The 16,795-nt window shown below is 70.5% G+C and carries 15 protein-coding genes; 10 read left to right on the forward strand and 5 right to left on the reverse strand.

Annotated elements, in window-relative coordinates; translation table 11 throughout:
- The coding region (locus tag ACWGJB_RS15475; protein WP_453380677.1) for an electron transfer flavoprotein subunit alpha/FixB family protein at positions 1-237 on the forward strand (237 nt) is incomplete at its 5' end.
- 58 nt (positions 238-295) lie between these two features.
- On the opposite strand, the gene ACWGJB_RS15480 is transcribed toward ACWGJB_RS15475, so the two are convergent.
- A complete protein-coding gene (locus tag ACWGJB_RS15480; protein WP_453380678.1) occupies positions 296-1,246 on the reverse strand; it encodes an endonuclease/exonuclease/phosphatase family protein in 951 nt (316 codons plus the stop codon).
- Between the two features lie 210 nt (positions 1,247-1,456).
- Between ACWGJB_RS15480 and ACWGJB_RS15485 the strand changes: the two genes are divergently transcribed.
- Positions 1,457-2,761: a DUF6986 family protein gene (locus tag ACWGJB_RS15485; RefSeq protein WP_453380679.1), complete on the forward strand. Its 1,305-nt coding sequence runs from the start codon at positions 1,457-1,459 to the stop codon at positions 2,759-2,761.
- Between the two features lie 119 nt (positions 2,762-2,880).
- On the opposite strand, the gene ACWGJB_RS15490 is transcribed toward ACWGJB_RS15485, so the two are convergent.
- Together ACWGJB_RS15490 and ACWGJB_RS15495 are read right to left on the reverse strand one after the other, a co-directional pair.
- Positions 2,881-3,675, reverse strand: coding sequence for a hypothetical protein (locus tag ACWGJB_RS15490; RefSeq protein WP_453380680.1), 795 nt, complete (start codon positions 3,673-3,675; stop codon positions 2,881-2,883).
- A gap of 7 nt (positions 3,676-3,682) precedes the next feature.
- Entirely contained in the window at positions 3,683-4,759 is a 1,077-nt protein-coding gene (locus ACWGJB_RS15495) for a LacI family DNA-binding transcriptional regulator (protein WP_453380681.1), read from the reverse strand.
- Positions 4,760-4,953: 194 nt separating this feature from the next.
- Here ACWGJB_RS15495 and ACWGJB_RS15500 point away from each other — a divergent pair, with 194 nt between their 5' ends.
- Positions 4,954-5,910 (forward strand): ROK family protein, encoded by a 957-nt coding sequence (locus ACWGJB_RS15500; protein ID WP_453380682.1) that lies wholly within the window; start codon positions 4,954-4,956, stop codon positions 5,908-5,910.
- Between the two features lie 114 nt (positions 5,911-6,024).
- Here the strand turns inward: ACWGJB_RS15500 and ACWGJB_RS15505 are convergent, their stop codons facing one another.
- The gene (locus ACWGJB_RS15505; RefSeq protein ID WP_453380683.1) at positions 6,025-8,043 is read right to left on the reverse strand and encodes an NPCBM/NEW2 domain-containing protein; all 2,019 of its coding nucleotides are present in this window, start codon (positions 8,041-8,043) and stop codon (positions 6,025-6,027) included.
- 281 nt (positions 8,044-8,324) lie between these two features.
- On the reverse strand, positions 8,325-8,678 hold the full coding sequence (locus tag ACWGJB_RS15510; RefSeq protein WP_453380684.1) for a hypothetical protein: 354 nt from the start codon (positions 8,676-8,678) through the stop codon (positions 8,325-8,327).
- A 217-nt stretch (positions 8,679-8,895) separates the two neighbouring features.
- Between ACWGJB_RS15510 and ACWGJB_RS15515 the strand changes: the two genes are divergently transcribed.
- From ACWGJB_RS15515 to ACWGJB_RS15545, 7 genes are all read left to right on the forward strand, one after another.
- On the forward strand, positions 8,896-9,090 hold the full coding sequence (locus tag ACWGJB_RS15515) for a hypothetical protein (RefSeq protein WP_453380685.1): 195 nt from the start codon (positions 8,896-8,898) through the stop codon (positions 9,088-9,090).
- Between the two features lie 147 nt (positions 9,091-9,237).
- Positions 9,238-10,278, forward strand: a complete 1,041-nt coding sequence (locus tag ACWGJB_RS15520; RefSeq protein WP_453380686.1) for an NUDIX hydrolase — start codon at positions 9,238-9,240, stop codon at positions 10,276-10,278.
- Between the two features lie 257 nt (positions 10,279-10,535).
- A complete protein-coding gene (locus ACWGJB_RS15525; RefSeq protein WP_453380687.1) occupies positions 10,536-12,353 on the forward strand; it encodes an ABC transporter family substrate-binding protein in 1,818 nt (605 codons plus the stop codon).
- 84 nt (positions 12,354-12,437) lie between these two features.
- Positions 12,438-13,424 carry an ABC transporter permease gene (locus ACWGJB_RS15530; RefSeq protein WP_453380688.1) on the forward strand — a complete coding sequence of 329 codons (987 nt, stop codon included), beginning with the start codon at positions 12,438-12,440 and terminating at the stop codon, positions 13,422-13,424.
- A complete protein-coding gene (locus tag ACWGJB_RS15535; RefSeq protein WP_453380689.1) occupies positions 13,417-14,337 on the forward strand; it encodes an ABC transporter permease in 921 nt (306 codons plus the stop codon). The genes ACWGJB_RS15530 and ACWGJB_RS15535 overlap by 8 nt, the downstream gene beginning before the upstream one ends.
- Entirely contained in the window at positions 14,334-15,521 is a 1,188-nt protein-coding gene (locus tag ACWGJB_RS15540) for an ABC transporter ATP-binding protein (protein ID WP_453380690.1), read from the forward strand. Before ACWGJB_RS15535 ends, ACWGJB_RS15540 begins: the two co-directional genes overlap by 4 nt.
- Positions 15,518-16,570 carry an ABC transporter ATP-binding protein gene (locus ACWGJB_RS15545; protein WP_453380691.1) on the forward strand — a complete coding sequence of 351 codons (1,053 nt, stop codon included), beginning with the start codon at positions 15,518-15,520 and terminating at the stop codon, positions 16,568-16,570. Before ACWGJB_RS15540 ends, ACWGJB_RS15545 begins: the two co-directional genes overlap by 4 nt.
- Positions 16,571-16,795: the final 225 nt, after the last annotated feature.

Genomic DNA, 16,795 nt, shown 5'->3' on the forward strand with positions numbered 1-16,795 from the left:
CCGCACACCAACCAGGTCGGCCAGACCGGCAAGTCCGTCTCCCCGCAGCTGTACATCGCCAACGGCATCTCCGGCGCCATCCAGCACCGCGCGGGCATGCAGACCTCGAAGACGATCGTCGCGGTCAACAAGGACGCCGAGGCCCCGATCTTCGAACTGGTCGACTTCGGCGTGGTCGGCGACCTCTTCGACGTCGTCCCGCAGCTCACCGAGGAGATCAACACCCGCAAGGGCTGATCACCGCCAGGCTGCCCGAGCCCCCGTGACCGACACCGGTCACGGGGGCCTCGTGCTGTCAGCGCAGGCTCAGCGAGACGTGCACGGGCAGATGGTCGCTGGGGAACTGGCCGTGCATCGAGAAGGTGTCGATCGTCGCCTCGTGCGTGGTCACACCCGGCGAGGTCAGGATCCAGTCGATGCGGTCGCCGTCCTGCTTCAGCCGGTGGTAGCCGTGGAAGGTGCCGTACAGGGTGCCGCGCCGCTTCGCCGCGTCCCAGGCGTCCACGAGCCCGGAGTCCACCAGGGTGTCGTAGGCCGGGTTCTTGTGCGCGGCGGCGTTGAAGTCGCCGGTCACCACGACCGGCAGCGCGGGGTCCAACTCCGCGATCCGCTGGGTGAGCAGGGTCGCGCTGCGCTCGCGGGCGTACTGGCTCTTCTGGTCGAAGTGGGTGTTGGCGACGTAGAACTCCCGGCCGTCGTCGGCGAGATCACGGAAGCGGACCCAGGTGACGATGCGAGGGAAGGCGGCGTTCCAGGTGTTGGATCCGATGACCTCCGGGGTGTCGGAGAGCCAGAAGGTGTAGTGCTCCACAGGGGCCAGGCGCCGGATGTCGTAGTAGATCGCCGTGGACTCGTCCCGGCTGCCGCCCTCGCGGCCGGTGCCGATCCAGTCGTAGTGCGGTCCCAGGTCGGCGTCGATGTCGCGCAGCTGCTGGTAGAGGCCTTCCTGGGTGCCGATGACCTGGGGGTGCGCGCGGTGCAGCAGTTCGCGCATCACGGGCCGGCGGTCGGCCCAGCTGTTGGGCTCGGCGGTGCTGGCGTACCGCAGGTTGAAGGTCATGACGTCGAGCCGGGGCGCGCGCCGCGGCGGAGCCGAAGGGGTCACCCGCCCGGACCGCAGAGTGGCGGACGGCCTGGAGGAGGCGGACGAGGCGGAGACCACGGCACTGGAGAGGGGCACGGTGACCGCCGCGGCCAACAGGACTTTCAGGCCCAGACGGCGGGTGACTCGGCGCTGGTTCGGCACGGGTGCTCCTTCGGTGGCGTCGGCCGGACGCGGCGTGCGTAAGGCGAGTCCTGCGCAGAGAGTGTGCTACCCAGGTGTGAGTCGAGCGTGAACATGCCCAGATGGGGGCGTGTCGCCCGGTGGACATGGTGTTGACCATCCCGAAGGAGCCCGGATAACTTCATTCAACGGATTGTTGATTCCGTACGGTGGAAAACAGGAGGGTGTGGGATGGGCCAGGGCCAGCAGCAGAAGGTGGCGACGAGTCTCGCGGGCGCCGTCAGCGAGGAGATCAGCGCCTCCCTCGCGCCGGTCGACGCCGAACTGGAGCGTCGCTACCCGGGCGACCCCGGCACCCGCCAGCCCGTCCATACCGTCTACGTCCCCGGTGACGCCTTCGCCGCGGACACCATCCGCTCCTGGGGCGACCGGGCGCTGGCCGCCCTCGACGAACACGCCCCCGACGCCGCCGCCTTCGCCGCCGTCCTCGGCCTGTCCGACGAACTTGCCGAGCCCGTCTACTCCCGGGTCCGCGCCAAACTGGAGCGCGAGCCGATCGAAGACCTGCGCGTCGACTTCGAGGACGGCTACGGCCCCCGCCCCGACGCCGAGGAGGACGAGACGGCGGCCCGGGCGGCGCGGCTGATCGCCCAGGCGTATGCCGAGGGGACGGCGGCGCCGTACATGGGCATCCGGATGAAGTGCATGGAAGCCGCGGTGCGCGACCGGGGCATCCGCACCCTCGACATCTTCCTCACCGGGCTGATGGCGGCCGGCGGGCTGCCCGAGGGCCTGGTGCTGACCCTGCCCAAGGTGACCTACCCCGAGCAGGTCACCGCGATGGTCCGGCTCCTGGAGGCCTTCGAGAAGGCGCACGGTCTGGAGACGGGCCGGATCGGCTTCGAGATCCAGATCGAGACCAGCCAGTCCATCCTCGCCACCGACGGCACCGCCACCGTCGCCCGGATGATCCAGGCTGCCGAGGGCCGCGCCACCGGACTGCACTACGGCACCTTCGACTACAGCGCCTGCCTCGGCGTCTCCGCCGCCTACCAGGCCAGCGACCACCCGGCCGCCGACCACGCCAAGGCGGTCATGCAGGTCGCGGCCGCCGGTACCGGCGTACGCGTGTCGGACGGTTCCACCAACGTGCTGCCGGTCGGCCCCACCGCGAAGGTGCACGACGCCTGGCGGCTGCACTACGGGCTCACCCGGCGCGCCCTGGCCCGTGCCTACTACCAGGGCTGGGACATGCACCCCGGCCACATCCCGACCCGGTACGCGGCCGTGTTCGCCTTCTACCGCGAGGGTTTCGAGCAGGCCGCCGCCCGGCTCGCCCGGTACGCCAACCGCACCGGCGGTGACGTCATGGACGAGCCGGCCACCGCCAAGGCCCTCGGCGGCTACCTGCTGCGCGGACTGGACTGCGGCGCCCTCGACATCGCCGAGGTGGCCCGGCTGACCGGTCTGACCCGCGCCGACCTGGAGGGCTTCGCGGCCCCCCGGCGCGGCGACCTGACGGCCTCGGGCAAGTAGCGGCCGGCCTTTCCGGGTTCGGGAGATCCGGGCCGCCGGGAGACCCACGGCAGGCGGTCCGACGTCTGGTGGGCCGAGACCGACGACAAAGGCAACACCGGCGTGTACATCAGCGGCGTCTACATCGAGGGCGGCGCCAACGAGCCGGTCCCCGGACTTCCCGTCCGCTGAACGCGCAGGTACCGCTCCAGGCCCGACGCGACCGCCCACTTCCGCTCGGCGAACAACCGGGTGCCCCGGCGGCACAGTTCGGCGTCGGCCCGCGCACGGGTGCAGAACTCCTCGGGCGTGACACCGAACAGCTCCCTCAACGCGGCTGATTCATCAAGGAGTTCGGTGAGGAGGGCGTGCTCGCCGGGGTGGCGGCGGGGCCTGCCGGTGCCGTCGTGCAGGACGCCGTGCCGGTTGACGTAGGCGTGGACGCCCGGGAGCGTGGTGCCGTCCGCGAGAGCGACGCGTACGTGCGGGGCGGGCAGCCACGCCCGGCCGAAGTTTCCGCCCGGCAGCGGTACGCCCTCGCTCGCGTCGATCACCCCCAGTTGGGGCCCGTCCAGCCAGACGACGAACAACTCCCGTACCGTCGTAGGGGAGTGGAGCGGGGACGCAGAGACATAGCCGAGCCGGCTGACGTGCGCGGAGACGCCCACGTCGAGGCCGGTCACCCGGGTGCGCACCATGGGGATCGGCCCGGTCACCCCGGACTCGGCCATCTTGTGCTGGAGTTGGGCGGGGGAGGCGTTGGAGCCGACCGCGAGCACCGGTACCCGGCCGTCGTCGTGCACCAGCCGGTCCAGCGGCAACAGCCGGTCGCCGTCGAGGAGTCCGGAATCGGCGGGCCAGGCGCCGGGATAGGTCAGCGGGTGGTCGCGCGGTGCCTGGTCGAGGCCCAGCTCCGCGAGCGTACGGCCGCTCATGCGCCGCTCACTCCGAGGGCGGCAGCTCGCCCGAGCCTCGGGTGACCAGCCGGGTCGGCAGCTCGATGCGCTCCGGTGCCAGGAGAACGCCGTCCAGCTGGCGGAAGAGCCGCTCGGCGGCTGTACGGCCGAGCAGGGCCGCGTCCTGGGCGACGACCGTGAGGCCAGGATGCAGCAGATCGGCCAGCTCGATGTCGTCGAAGCCCACGAGCGCGACCGGGCGGGGCTGTTCGGCGAGGACCCGGATCACGGTGACGGTCACCCGGTTGTTGCCGGTGAAGATCGCGGTCACCGGCGCCGGCCCGGACAGCATCTCCTCGGCGGCCCGGCGCACCCGCTCCGGGTCCGTCATGCCGAGGGAGGTCCACGCCGGCGCGACGGATATCCCGGCGTCCTCCATCGCGGCCCGGTAGCCGCGCAGCCGTTCCGCCGCCGTGTGGATGCCGGGCATGTCGCCGATGAAGCCGATCCGGTGGTGGCCGTGCGCGATCAGATGGGCGACCCCGTCACGGGCCCCGCCGTAGTTGTCGGACAGCACCACGTCGGCGTCGATCCTCCCGGCCGGGCGGTCCACGAACACCGTGGCCACGCCCGCCCTGATCTCCGGCTCCAGATAACGGTGGTCGTCCCCGGCCGGGATCACCACCAGCCCGTCCACCCGCCGCGCGCACAGCGCGAGCGCCAACTCCTGCTCCCGGTCCGGGTCCTCGGCGCTGGAGCCGTTGATCAGCAGCGCGCCATGGGCCCGGGCCACCTCCTCGACGGCACGGCTGAGCGGGCCGTAGAACGGGTCGGCGAGGTCCTCCAGCACCAGACCGATGCTCGCGGTGCGGCCCTTGCGCAGCACCCGTGCGCTGTCGTTGCGGCGGAAGCCGAGCGCGTCGATCGCCTCCTGGACCCGGCGCTCGGTGTCCGGGGTCACCCCGGGCTCGCCGTTGACCACCCGGGACACCGTCTTCAGGCCGACACCGGCGCGCGCAGCCACGTCCTTCATCGTCGGCCGGGTCCCGTAACGGGAGCCGGGAAGACGGTCTGCGCGGCGGGAGGTCTCGGGCACGATGCGGCGTCCTGTCCTGTCGTCCACGGTGGGATTCCTGTTGTCCACGGGGGATGCACAGGGCCATGGGTTTGTATGAGGATGTGGCGTCGAGCATAGAGCCTGGACAACGTTGTCAGATGCGGGGGAGACTGTCCACCGCAATCTCCGGCCCGCGCCCCCACCGCTGGACGGCTGCCTTTCACTCGGTTACTCATGGTTGACGGGGAGATCTGACTCTGATGCACACCGACCTCGTGGCGGCCCTCGACATCGGCGGCACAAAGATCGCCGGCGCTCTGGTGGACGGTCACGGACGGATCCAGGCGCGCGCCCAGCGCGCGACGCCCGCCCAGCAGGACGGCGAGACGGTCATGGGGGCCGTCGAGGAGGTGGTCGGCGAACTCGCCGGTTCACCCCTGTGGGGAAGGGCCGGCTCGCTCGGGATCGGCAGCGCGGGCCCGGTGGACGCCTCCGCCGGCACCGTGAGTCCGGTCAACGTGCCGGGCTGGCGGGACTTCCCGCTCGTCGAGCGGGTCCGCGCGGCCTCCGGCGGGCTGCCGGTCGAGCTGATCGGCGACGGCGTCGCCATCACGGCCGCCGAACACTGGCAGGGCGCGGCCCGCGGCCACGACAACGCGCTGTGCATGGTGGTGTCGACGGGCGTCGGCGGCGGCCTGGTGCTCGGCGGGAAACTGCACCCCGGGCCGACCGGCAACGCCGGCCACATCGGCCACATCAGCGTCGACCTCGACGGGGACCCCTGTCCCTGCGGATCGCGCGGCTGCGTGGAACGCATCGCGAGCGGTCCCAACATCGCCCGGCGCGCGCTGGAGGGCGGCTGGCAGCCGGGTCCCGACGGCGACACCTCGGCGGCGGCGGTCGCGGACGCGGCCCGGATCGGCGACCCGGTCGCGCTGGCGTCCTTCGAGCGGGCCGCGCAGGCGCTGGCGGCCGGGATCGCGGCCACCGCGACCCTGGTCGAGATCGACATCGCGGTGATCGGCGGCGGGGTGGGCAAGGCGGGGGACATCCTCTTCACGCCGCTGCGCAAGGCCCTCACCGACTACGCGACCCTCTCCTTCGTGCAGCGCCTGACGATCGTGCCGGCCCAGATGGGCACGGACGCGGGACTGGTGGGCGCCGCGGCGGCCGCGCTGGCGCGGATGGGCACGGACGCGACGGCGGCGGGGGTCTGAGGCGGCCGCGGTACGCGGCAGGAACGTTCAGGCCCGGTCGGCCGGGGTTCAGGTCCGGCCGACCGGGCCGCTCGGGGGACGCCCGGGAACGTGTGATGCGGTGGCCGCGGGCCGTCAGCAGGTGATCCGCGCGTCCGCCCAGTCGCCGTGGTCGGAGGTGATGCCGTTCCCGCCGTCGGTGACGACGAGGCTGATGACCTCGGCGCCGGTGACGTCGGCGGAGAGCGGCTGGGCGGGCATGTCCGTGGTCAGTACGCCGGTCGAGGCGACCTTCGTGCCGTCCGCCCAGACCTCGAAGGAGACGCTTCCGTCGGCGGCTTCCTCGTCGTCCACGCCGACCTCGGCGGTGACCTTCTCGCACGCCTTCCCGGTGTAGTAGTCGACCTGGCTCTGAGCATGGGTGCCGAGCCCCTTGGCGTACACCACGCCGCCGACGGTGATCGGACGCCCGTCGCCCGCGGCGGTCTCCCCGTTGCTGGAGTCGCGCTCCACGGGGCCCCAGCCGTTGTCGGCCGACAGCCAGGGAAGGTCGCTGAGATAGGAGCTTCCGGCGGGCGGCGGGTCCGCGACGGTCGTCGTGATCGTCATGGTGCTCTCGGCGCGCACTCCGGCCGGCGACCGGTAACTCGTCCTGAGCCCGAGGTCGTAGGACCCCTTCGGCGTCCCCGCGGGAGCGGTCACCCTCCAGCCGGTGCGCAGGGCACGGCCCGTCGGCAGTGCCGTGGTCCTGGTCGGCGAGGTCGGGGTGACGGTCCAGCCCCGGGGGCCGGTGAGCGTCACGGAGACCTTGTGGGCGGTGCTGCGGCCGAGGTCGGTGACGGAGGTGGTGAGCGCGGCCGTGCTGCCCGGCTCGACGAACCGGCTGCCGGTCAGGCCGAGTTCGACGGCCGGCGGGTTGGCCGCCCAGCGCCGGTCGGCGGCGACCCGGACCAGGACGGTGCCGTGTGCCGGGACGACCGCGGAGATGGTGCCCGCGGTGTTGTAGCTGCGGTGCCGCCACAGGTCGCGCAGGGTGTAGGCGGGCGCGTTCGGGAGGCCGGCCGCCTGGGCGGTGGTCGCGATGCGCTGGGGGGAGTTGGACTCGTTGAAGAGGGCGACCGCGCGGCTGCCGTCCTTCAACTCCTTGGCCACGACCCAGCGTCCGCCGGCAGAGGAGAGCACCGTGCCCTGCTTGCCGAGCGGGTCCTGGTCGACGGCGATGACCTCCTTGTTGTCCAGGATGTCGAAGGTCGCCGGGGAGGCCTTGCGCAGGTCGGTGCCGATGAGCAGCGGGGCGGCCATCATCGACCACATCGAGAAGTGCGAGCGGTACTCGGTGTCGGTCATGCCGCCGTTGCCGACCTCCAGCATGTCCGGGTCGTTCCAGTGCCCGGGGCCCGCGTAGGGCGCGAGCGGCAGGTTCTGCTTCAGGATCGACACCATCGAGCCCCAGCTGTCGCTGATGTCCCCGGTGGTGCGCCACAGCTGTCCGACGTCCGACGCCCACTCCCAGGGCTTGTTCTCGCCCCATTCGCAGATGCTGTAGACGATGGGCCGCCCGGTCGCCTTCAGCGCGTCCCGCATGGTGAGGTAGCGCTGCTTGGCGTCCACGCCCTGGTTGTTGCAGTTGTCGTACTTGAGATAGTCGACACCCCAGTCGGCGAACTGCCGGGCATCGCTGTACTCGTGGCCGAGGGCACCCGGGAAGCCCGCGTCGTTGCAGGTCTTGGTGCCCGCGCTGGTGTAGATGCCGAGCTTGAGGCCTTTGGCGTGCACGTAGTCGGCGACCGCCTTGATGCCGTGGGGGAACCGGGCCGGGTCCGGGACCAGCTTGCCGTCCGCGTCGCGGCTCGGCAGGGCCCAGCAGTCGTCGAGGTTGACGTACCGGTAGCCGGCGTCCTTGAGGCCCTTCGCCACGAAGAGGTCCGCGATGCCCTCGACCATGGTCTCGTCGAAGTCCGCACCGCAGTGCGTGGAGTTCCAGTTGTTGAAGCCCATCGGCGGGGTGAGGGCGAGACCGTCGGCGGGGGTGGGCGAGCCGGTCGGCCCGCCGCCGGCGGCGGCGGGTGCGGCGAGGCCCGCCGTGCACAGCAGTGCCGCGGTCAGTGCTCCGACCACTCTTCGGCGGGTTGTGCGGGTGTGAGGGTGACGCATCGTTACGCTCCTCCGACTCGCGAAAGGTGGGATGACGACATGGAGGCGTCATCGGTGCGCGCTTATGGTAGGAGCTGTTGAGCTGTGTTGGAAGGGAAGCGGTGAAGGTTGCTCCAGTTCTCGTACTGGCCTGGTTGTGGGGCCTGTTGGGGATGGCGTGCCGTCGCGCGCGTTGGGTTGTGTTGATTGGCGACCCCGAGAGACTATGAGGTCCCTGGGACCTGTCTGTGGGGTGGCCGGGTAGGACATCCGATGTCCTGGTGCGGCGACGGCGCCGGGCCTCACCGGAACTCGTGGACCACGTCGATCGTGCCGACGATGTGCGCGTTGAACTCGTCCAGTTCCTCGGCCGGCACCCACAGCTCCAGGATCGTGCTGCCGCCCGCCTGCTGGACGGGGTAGCGGCGGACGAACTCCGTGTCGACCTCGAACCGGGTCACGAAGCCGGCGCCGTCGTGCTTGACGTTCCAGTCGCGGGCGATCCTGATCGCGTAGTCCTCGTCGAGCACCGGGTAGAAGATCGGCTGCTCGGGCAGCCGGGGCGGCCAGGCGCGCCACTCCAGCTCCCGGACCAGTGCGAGCTCCACGGGGCCGGTGGGGCGCCAGAGGGTCGTGGTCGGTCGCGGGCTGGTCATGGCGTAGGTCTTCCTGTGCGGTCGGGGGATCGGGTTTCCCGACGGTAGCCGCGCGCTGATCGTCGGGGCCACCCGGTTTCCGCGCGAGATCGACGGCGAGGCACCCACCGCCGGCCGTCGGCTGCTCACCGCCGACGCGCCGACGTGCCGACCTGCCGCGTTGCTCCCCTCGCGGGTCCGCCCGTGACCCCTGGCCGCCCGCGTAGTTGGACGGGGCATGAAGAAGCGCAGCATGCTCGCCATCGCCAGCCTGGCCACCGGATTCGTCGTGGCTGCCATCACTCCGTCCCACGCCGCCGCCGCCGACGGGCCGCTCGACGACCTGTACCTCTCGGACACCCTGGAGCACGTCGGCCACCTCGTGGGCGAGGGCAGCTTCCAGACCGATCAGAACTTCCTGGGCCAGGAGTAGCCCGGCGGGGCAGGGGGCGAACGGACGGTGCCGGTGTTCCGCCGAGGGAGCACCGGCACTCCGTTTTGCGCGCCCTCAACGGGAACTGGTTTCCGTGGCAGTGTGGAGCGGGCAAGCCTCAGGGGGCCAACAGAAGAGGGGGAGTCCGTGATCGTCTGGGTCAACGGCGCGTTCGGTGCGGGGAAGAGCACCACCGCACGTGAACTGATCGAACTGATCCCGAACAGCACGCTCTTCGACCCCGAGGTCATCGGCGGGGCACTGACACATCTGCTACCTGCCAAGCACCTCGCCGAGGCCGGCGACTTCCAGGACCTGCCGATCTGGCGACGACTGGTGATCGACACGGCGGCCGCGATGCTGGCCGAGCTGGGCGGGACCCTGGTGGTCCCCATGACGTTGCTGCGCCAGGAGTACCGCGACGAGATCTTCGGCGGCCTCGCCGCCCGCCGGATCGCCGTCCGGCATCTGTGTCTCACCCCGGCTGAAACGATCCTGCGCGAGCGAATAGCCGGGCGCGAGATCCCGTCCGACCTGCCGGACGGCGAGATGCGCGTCCGGCAGTGGTCGTACGACCACATCGAGCCCTACCGCGCCGCCCTCGCCTCCTGGATCGGCGCCGACGCCCATCTCGTCGACACCAGCGCCCTCACCCCGTACGAGACGGCCGTGTACATCGCCGAGGCCGTCGGCACGGGTGCCGCGTCCGTCTGCGACATCGTGCAGACCCCGGAGCCCACCGCCGAGACCCTCGCGGCCGGGGTGCTCCTCTTCGACGAGCAGGACCGCGTCCTGCTCGTCGATCCCACCTACAAGGCCGGCTGGGAGTTCCCCGGCGGTGTCGTCGAGCCCGGCGAGGCCCCCGCGCGGGCGGGCGTGCGCGAGGTCGAGGAGGAGACCGGGCTGCGGCTGGAGAAGGTGCTGCGGCTGCTGGTCGTCGACTGGGAGCAGCCCGTACCGCCCCGCTACGGAGGCCTGCGGCTGCTCTTCGACGGCGGCCGGCTGGACTCCGCCGAGGCCGGGCGGCTGGTGCTGCCGGGACCCGAGCTGCGCGGCTGGCGCTTCGTCACCGAACAGGAGGCCGCCGAGATGCTGCCCCCGGTGCGCTACGAACGGCTGCGCTGGGCGCTGCGGGCCCGCGAGCGCGGTGCCGCGCTCTACTTGGAGGCCGGCGTCCCGATCGGTTGACATTTCCTGATGGTTCGTCAAATCCCCGCCGCATGCGTGATGTTGGCGGGGACTTTGGCATTTCTGGGGCATGCGTAGGGAACTTTGCCCGGGGTGGAGGGTTCCTAGGGGAAACCGAGGGTGAATTGTCGCCGTCCCGGTATGAACAAGAACGTGAAGAAGGTACACAAGCGTTCTACCGTCGGTGCGCAGCTCAACTTCCTCGCGGCCACTGGCCGCCGTGCACAGGCCGGACAATCGCCGGCTGAAGGAGGGACATGCGCGCGCACTCTTCGGCCCTCACAAGGGGACTCGCACTGACCGCCGGGCTCGTTCTGGCGCTCGCCGCCTGCAGCAGCGGGGGAGGCGGCGGGGGCAGCGGCAGCAAGGGCACTTCGGCCGGTCTCACGTCCTGCGCCACCCAGGGCAAGGCCGACACCTGCAACTCCGGCACCACCAAGGCCGGCGGCACGTTCACCTACGTCATCGAGAAGAACATCCAGCAGTGGAACGTGCAGGACACCAACGGCAACACCTTCGAGAACGCCGAGGCGCTGAGCCCCGTGCTGCCTCAGGTCTTCATCCCGCAGCCGGACTTCAGCGTCAAGCTCAACACCGACCTGGTGACCTCGGCGACCCAGACGAGCACCGGCCCGCAGACCATCGTCTACAAGATCAACCCCAAGGCGTCCTGGAACGACGGGACTGCCATCACTGCCGACGACTTCATCCACTACTGGCGGACCAACGACGGCAAGGACTGCCCGCCGCCGCCCGCCAGCGACTCCACCCAGACCAAGGGATGTCTGCCGGAGAGCACCGCAGGCTACGACCGCATCAAGTCGGTCACCGGCTCCGGCAACGGCAAGACCGTCACCGTCGTGATGTCCAAGCCGTACTCGGACTGGAAGTCCCTGTTCGGCGCGGGCTATCCGGTCTATCCGGCGCATGTCGCCGAGAAGATCTCCGGTGCCAAGGCGGGCGACGCGGCCCATATGACGGCCGCCCAGATGGCCCAGGGCTGGCAGTACTTCCAGAAGAACCCGCCCACCAAGTACGCGACCGCGGGCCCGTACAAGATGACCCAATGGGTCGACAACGACCACGCCACTTATGAGCCCGACCCGAAGTGGTCGGGCAAGAAGGCCACCCTGCAACGGCTGATCTTCAAGGTGATCTCGGACGCCACCCAGGAGCCGACCGCGCTGCGCAACAACGAGGTCCAGGGCATCTATCCGCAGCCCGAGGTCGACCTCGTCAACCAGGTGAAGGCCATCCCCAACGTCACCTACACCATCGGCAACGGGCTGACCTGGGAGCACTTCGACCTCAACCTGCACAACCCGGTGATCGGCAAGTACCTGGCCCTCCGGCAGGCGATGTTCACGGCCGTCAGCGTCAAGGACATCATGGCCAAGACGGTCGCCCAGTTCGACCCCGGAGCGAAGCAGCTCTACAGCCACAACTTCGTGCCGGGCGAGGCCGGTTACAAGGACGTGGTCAGTGCGAGTGGCCAGGGCTCGGGCAACCTCGCCAAGGCCAGGAAGTACCTCACCGACGCCAAGTTCACCGGAGTCGGCACCGCCCTGAAGACCCCGGACGGCGAGGCGGTCGGTCCCTTCAACTGCCGCTACACCACCGGCAACCAGATCCGGCAGAGCGAGTGCCAGATCCTCCAGAGCGACCTCGCCAACCTCGGGATCAAGGTCACCATCAAGCCGATCGGCGCCGCCGACCTCGGCACGGTACTGGCCGGCCACCAGTACGACATCATCGTCTTCGCCTGGGTCACCTCGCCGTTCCCGATCAGCGGCGCCCAGCAGCTGTGGACCACCGGGGCGGGCGGCAACTACGGCGGCTACAGCAACAAGAAGGTCGACTCCCTGATCAACACGGCCATCGGCGAGACGGACCAGACCACGGCCGCGTCGCTGCTCAACCAGGCCGACCAGATCATGACCGGCGACGCCTACGTGCTGCCGCTCTACCAGAAGCCGACGTTCTTCGCGGTGCAGACGCGGTTCCTCAACATGCGCAACAACTCCACCATCGCCGGACCGCCGTACAACGTCGGCGAGTGGGGCCTCAAGAAGTAGGCCCCACGGGAGCCCGTCGGATCCTCCGTGCCCGGCCCCGGTGATCCCGGGGCCGGGTCTCCGCCTCCGCGAGAGAAGACCCGCATGCTCGCCTACACCGTGCGCCGCATCCTTGTCTCCGTACCCGTCCTGATCGTCTCGACGTTCATCGTCTTCCTGGTCGTCGTCAACTCCGGTGACCCGGTGGCCAACTTCGCCACCTCCCGGCAACCGCCGCCCAGCAAGGCCGCCGTGACCGCGTTCGCCCGGCACATCCACGCCGACCAGCCCGCCGTGGAGCGGTACTGGAACTGGATCACCGGCGTCCTGCACGGCGACTGGGGCCCGTCCGTACAGGCCAACCTGGACATCGGACACGACCTGTTCACGCGCTTCCGGGTCACCGTCACCCTGGTCGCCGCCGCCATGCTGCTCGCCCTGGTGATGTCGATCGTCTTCGGCGTGTTCAGCGCGATCCGCCAGTACAGCGCCGCCGACTACACCATCACCTTCTTCGGTTTCCTCTTCCTCGCCATGCCCGTGTTCTGGTTCGCGGTGCTGCTCAAACAGGCCGGCATCTGGTTCAACCAGGAGACCGGCAGCCAGTTCCTCGGCACCATCGGGGAGAAGTCGCCGTACCTCGAAGTGGACACCACCTGGAACGAGTTCACCGACCACATCGGCCATCTGATCCTGCCCACCATCACCCTGGCCCTGGTCTCCTTCGCCTCCTGGACCCGCTACACCCGCGCCTCCATGCTGGAGGTCCTGGACAGCGACTACGTACGGCTCGCCCGCGCCAAGGGGCTGCGCCGCGGCCGGGTGCTCACCCGGCACGCCCTGCGCACCGCGCTGATCCCGCTCGCCACCGTCACCGCCCTCGACATCGCGATCATCCTCGGCGGCGCGGTCATCACGGAGACGATCTTCCAGTGGCACGGCATGGGCGAGATGCTCGTGCAGGCCGCCACCACCCTCGACGTCTACCGGACCATGGCCTGGCTGCTGCTCTCCGCGGTCGTCGTCATCGTCTTCAACCTCTTCGCCGACCTGCTCTACGCCGTACTCGACCCGAGGATCCGCTATGACTGACATCGGGGCACTCGGGCCGACCGGCACCCTGACACCGGGCGCGGACGACGGGTTCACCGTCGTGCAGCGCAGCCAGACCCAGCTGGTGCTGCGCCGCTTCCTGCGCCATCGGGCCGCGATGATCAGCCTGGTCGTGTTCCTGCTGATCGTGGGGTGGGCGTTCCTCGGCCCGCACTTCTGGCACTACTCGTACACCAAGTACACCCCCGACAACTCCCAACCCCCCTCCTGGAAGCACCCGTTCGGCACCGACTCCTCCGGGTACGACGCCTACGCCCAGGTGATGCGCGGCACCCAGACCTCGCTGAAGATCGCCATCCTGATCGCCCTGGGATCCACCCTCGTCGGTGCCGTGTGGGGCGCCGTCGCCGGCTTCTACCGGGGGTTCGTCGACGCGCTGATGATGCGCATCGCCGATCTGGTGCTGACGCTCCCGTTGTTCGCGATCGCGCTGGTCATCTCCTCCCGCAGCGGCGGCTCCTGGTACTGGATCGCCGTGGTCGTCGCCGGACTCACCTGGGCGTACGTGTCACGCGTGGTGCGCTCGTCCGTACTGTCGCTGCGCGAGAAGGAGTTCGTGGAGGCCGCCCGGGCGCTCGGCGCCTCCGACACCCGGATCATCTTCCGGCACCTGCTGCCCAACGCGCTCGGCCCGATCATCGTCAACGCCACGATCCTGGTCGCCACCGGCATCCTCACCGAGACCGCCCTGTCCTTCCTCGGCTTCGGCGTCCAACCGCCCGACACCTCCCTCGGGTTGCTGGTCGCCCAGGCGCAGACGGCGGTCGACACCCGGCCCTGGCTCTTCTACATCCCCGGCGCCTTCATCATCGCCATCGCCCTCACCATCAACTTCATCGGCGACGGCCTCCGCGACGCCTTCGACCCCCGGCAGCAAAGGGTGCGACAGTGACGGCCACCGACAGAGGAAACGCCGACAGCAGCGACAGCGGCAACAGCAGGAGCGGCCACGGCGGGGACGACGGCGGCGGCCTCGGCAGCGGTGCCCGCGGAGTCGTCGGCAAGGGCGAGGAGTCCGGGGCCGTACTCGAAGTCGAGGGGCTGAGTGTGGAGTTCCCGACCGAGGACGGTGTCGTACGGGCGGTGCGCGGCGTCGGCTACCGGCTGGAGCGCGGCGAGGCGCTCGGCATCGTCGGCGAGTCCGGCTCCGGCAAGTCCGTCACCGCGCTGGCCGTGATGGGACTGCTGCCCGGCTCGGCCCGGGTGCGCGGCTCGGTGCGATTCGACGGCACCGAACTGCTCGGCATGTCCGACGCCCGCCTCTCGGAGGTACGCGGCAGCGGCATCGCGATGGTCTTCCAGGACCCCATGACCTCCCTCAACCCCGTCTACACGATCGGCTACCAGATCGCCGAGACCCTGCTCCGGCACAACCCCCGGCTCGGCCGACGTCCGGCCCGCGAGCGCGCCGTGGAACTCCTCGGCACGGTCGGCATCCCCAGCCCCGAACGGCGCGTCGACAGCTATCCGCACGAACTCTCCGGCGGCATGCGCCAGCGGGTCGTCATCGCCATCGCGATCGCCAACAACCCCGACGTGATCATCGCCGACGAGCCCACCACCGCCCTCGACGTCACCGTCCAGGCCCAGATCCTGGAGGCCCTGGAGGCCGCCCGCGCCGAGACCGGCGCCGCGCTCGTCCTGATCACCCACGACCTCGGGGTGGTCGCCGGCCACACCGACCGAGTCGCCGTCATGTATGCCGGGCGGATCGTGGAGACCGGCTCGGTCGAGGACATCTTCTACACCCCGCGCATGCCCTACACCCTGGGCCTGCTCGGCTCCCTGCCCCGCCTGGACCGCGAGGAGGACCGGCTGACCCCCATCACCGGCTCCCCGCCCTCCCTGCTCAACCTGCCACCGGGCTGCCCCTTCGCCCCGCGCTGCCCGATGCGCCGGGAGCCCTGCGACAGCACGGAACCCGCTCTGCGCCCGGTCGGATCCGACGCCCACCGCAGCGCCTGCCACTTCGCCGGCGAACTCGTCGACACGGCGGCCGACGAGGTCTTCGACGCCGTCGGCGCCGACAGCGAGGCCCTCGCCCGGTTCGCGGACCTGGAGGACGATGCCCGATGAACGGCCCTCTGCCCCCGCTGCCCGGCCACGGCGGCTCGGGCGAACCCGTCCTCCAGGTCCGCGACCTCGTCAAACACTTCCCGGTGATGTCCCGGGGCGTCGTCCGCCGCCGGGTCGGCGACGTCCACGCCGTCTGCGGGGTCTCCTTCGACCTGTACGAGAACGAGACGCTCGGTCTCGTCGGTGAGTCCGGCTCCGGCAAGACGACGGTCTCCCGCACCCTGCTCAACCTGGAGAACGCCACCTCGGGCACCGTGCACTATCGAGGCCGGTTGCTGACCGATCTGAGCCGACATCAGATGCGGCCGGTGCGCCGTGAGTTGCAGATCGTCTTCCAGGACCCGTACGCCTCCCTGGACCCCCGGATCTCCGTCCACGAGATCGTCGCCGAACCCCTGCGCATCCACGGCCGCTACGGCCCCGGCGCCGCCGACGAGGTACGTGAACTGCTGCGCCTGGTCGGCCTCAACCCCGAGCACGGCAACCGCTTCGCCCACGAGTTCTCCGGCGGCCAGCGTCAACGCATCGGCATCGCACGGGCGCTGGCACTCCGCCCCAAGGTGATCGTGCTGGACGAGCCGGTCTCCGCACTGGACGTGTCCATCCAGGCCGGCGTCCTCAACCTGCTGATGGACCTCCAGAACGAACTGGGCCTGTCCTTCCTCTTCGTGGCGCACGACCTCTCCGTGATGCGCCATGTCGCCCGTCGGGTCGCGGTGATGTACCTGGGCCGCCTGGTGGAGATCGCCCCCGCCCGGCAGCTCTTCGCCCGCCCCGCACACCCCTACACCCAGGCCCTCGTCTCCGCCATCCCGCTGCCCGATCCGCGCAAGGAACGCGCCCGCAGACGGATCATCGTCCAGGGCGACGTCCCCAGCCCGGTACGCCCGCCCAGCGGCTGCCGCTTCCGCACCCGCTGCCCCAAGTTCGCGAACCAGCTCACCGACAGCGAACGCACCGCCTGCGTCGAACAGGTACCGGACCTGGTCGACCGGGGCGGCGGGAACCCGGTCGCCTGCCACTACGCGGAGAACGTTCAGCTGCTGTAGCCGTCCGGGTACGGAAACGGCGTCAGCCGGCTCTCCCGCTCCAGCCCCCGGCAGAAGACCTCCATGGTCACGGCGACGGGAGCGTGCCGGACCAGCAGATCGGCGGGGGGCCCGGGGGGGGGCCCGGGGGGCCCCCCCCCCGCCCCCCCCCCCCCCAGCCCCCCCCCCACCCCCCCCCCCGCCCCCCCAGAGCCCCGGAAAAAGCACAATTACACGGTCTATGTG

Source organism: Streptomyces sp. NPDC054813, assembly GCF_053611365.1.

Bases quoted from the DNA above. Each gene is read 5' to 3' on its own strand.
- ACWGJB_RS15545 (WP_453380691.1), top strand. From the start codon at position 15,518: ATGAACGGCCCTCTGCCCCCGCTGCCCGGCCACGGCGGCTCGGGCGAA.
- ACWGJB_RS15490 (WP_453380680.1), bottom strand. From the start codon at position 3,675: ATGAGCGGCCGTACGCTCGCGGAGCTGGGCCTCGACCAGGCACCGCGC.
- ACWGJB_RS15485 (WP_453380679.1), top strand. From the start codon at position 1,457: ATGGGCCAGGGCCAGCAGCAGAAGGTGGCGACGAGTCTCGCGGGCGCC.
- ACWGJB_RS15500 (WP_453380682.1), top strand. From the start codon at position 4,954: ATGCACACCGACCTCGTGGCGGCCCTCGACATCGGCGGCACAAAGATC.
- ACWGJB_RS15515 (WP_453380685.1), top strand. From the start codon at position 8,896: ATGAAGAAGCGCAGCATGCTCGCCATCGCCAGCCTGGCCACCGGATTC.
- ACWGJB_RS15510 (WP_453380684.1), bottom strand. From the start codon at position 8,678: ATGACCAGCCCGCGACCGACCACGACCCTCTGGCGCCCCACCGGCCCC.
- ACWGJB_RS15530 (WP_453380688.1), top strand. From the start codon at position 12,438: ATGCTCGCCTACACCGTGCGCCGCATCCTTGTCTCCGTACCCGTCCTG.
- ACWGJB_RS15525 (WP_453380687.1), top strand. From the start codon at position 10,536: ATGCGCGCGCACTCTTCGGCCCTCACAAGGGGACTCGCACTGACCGCC.
- ACWGJB_RS15535 (WP_453380689.1), top strand. From the start codon at position 13,417: ATGACTGACATCGGGGCACTCGGGCCGACCGGCACCCTGACACCGGGC.
- ACWGJB_RS15505 (WP_453380683.1), bottom strand. From the start codon at position 8,043: ATGCGTCACCCTCACACCCGCACAACCCGCCGAAGAGTGGTCGGAGCA.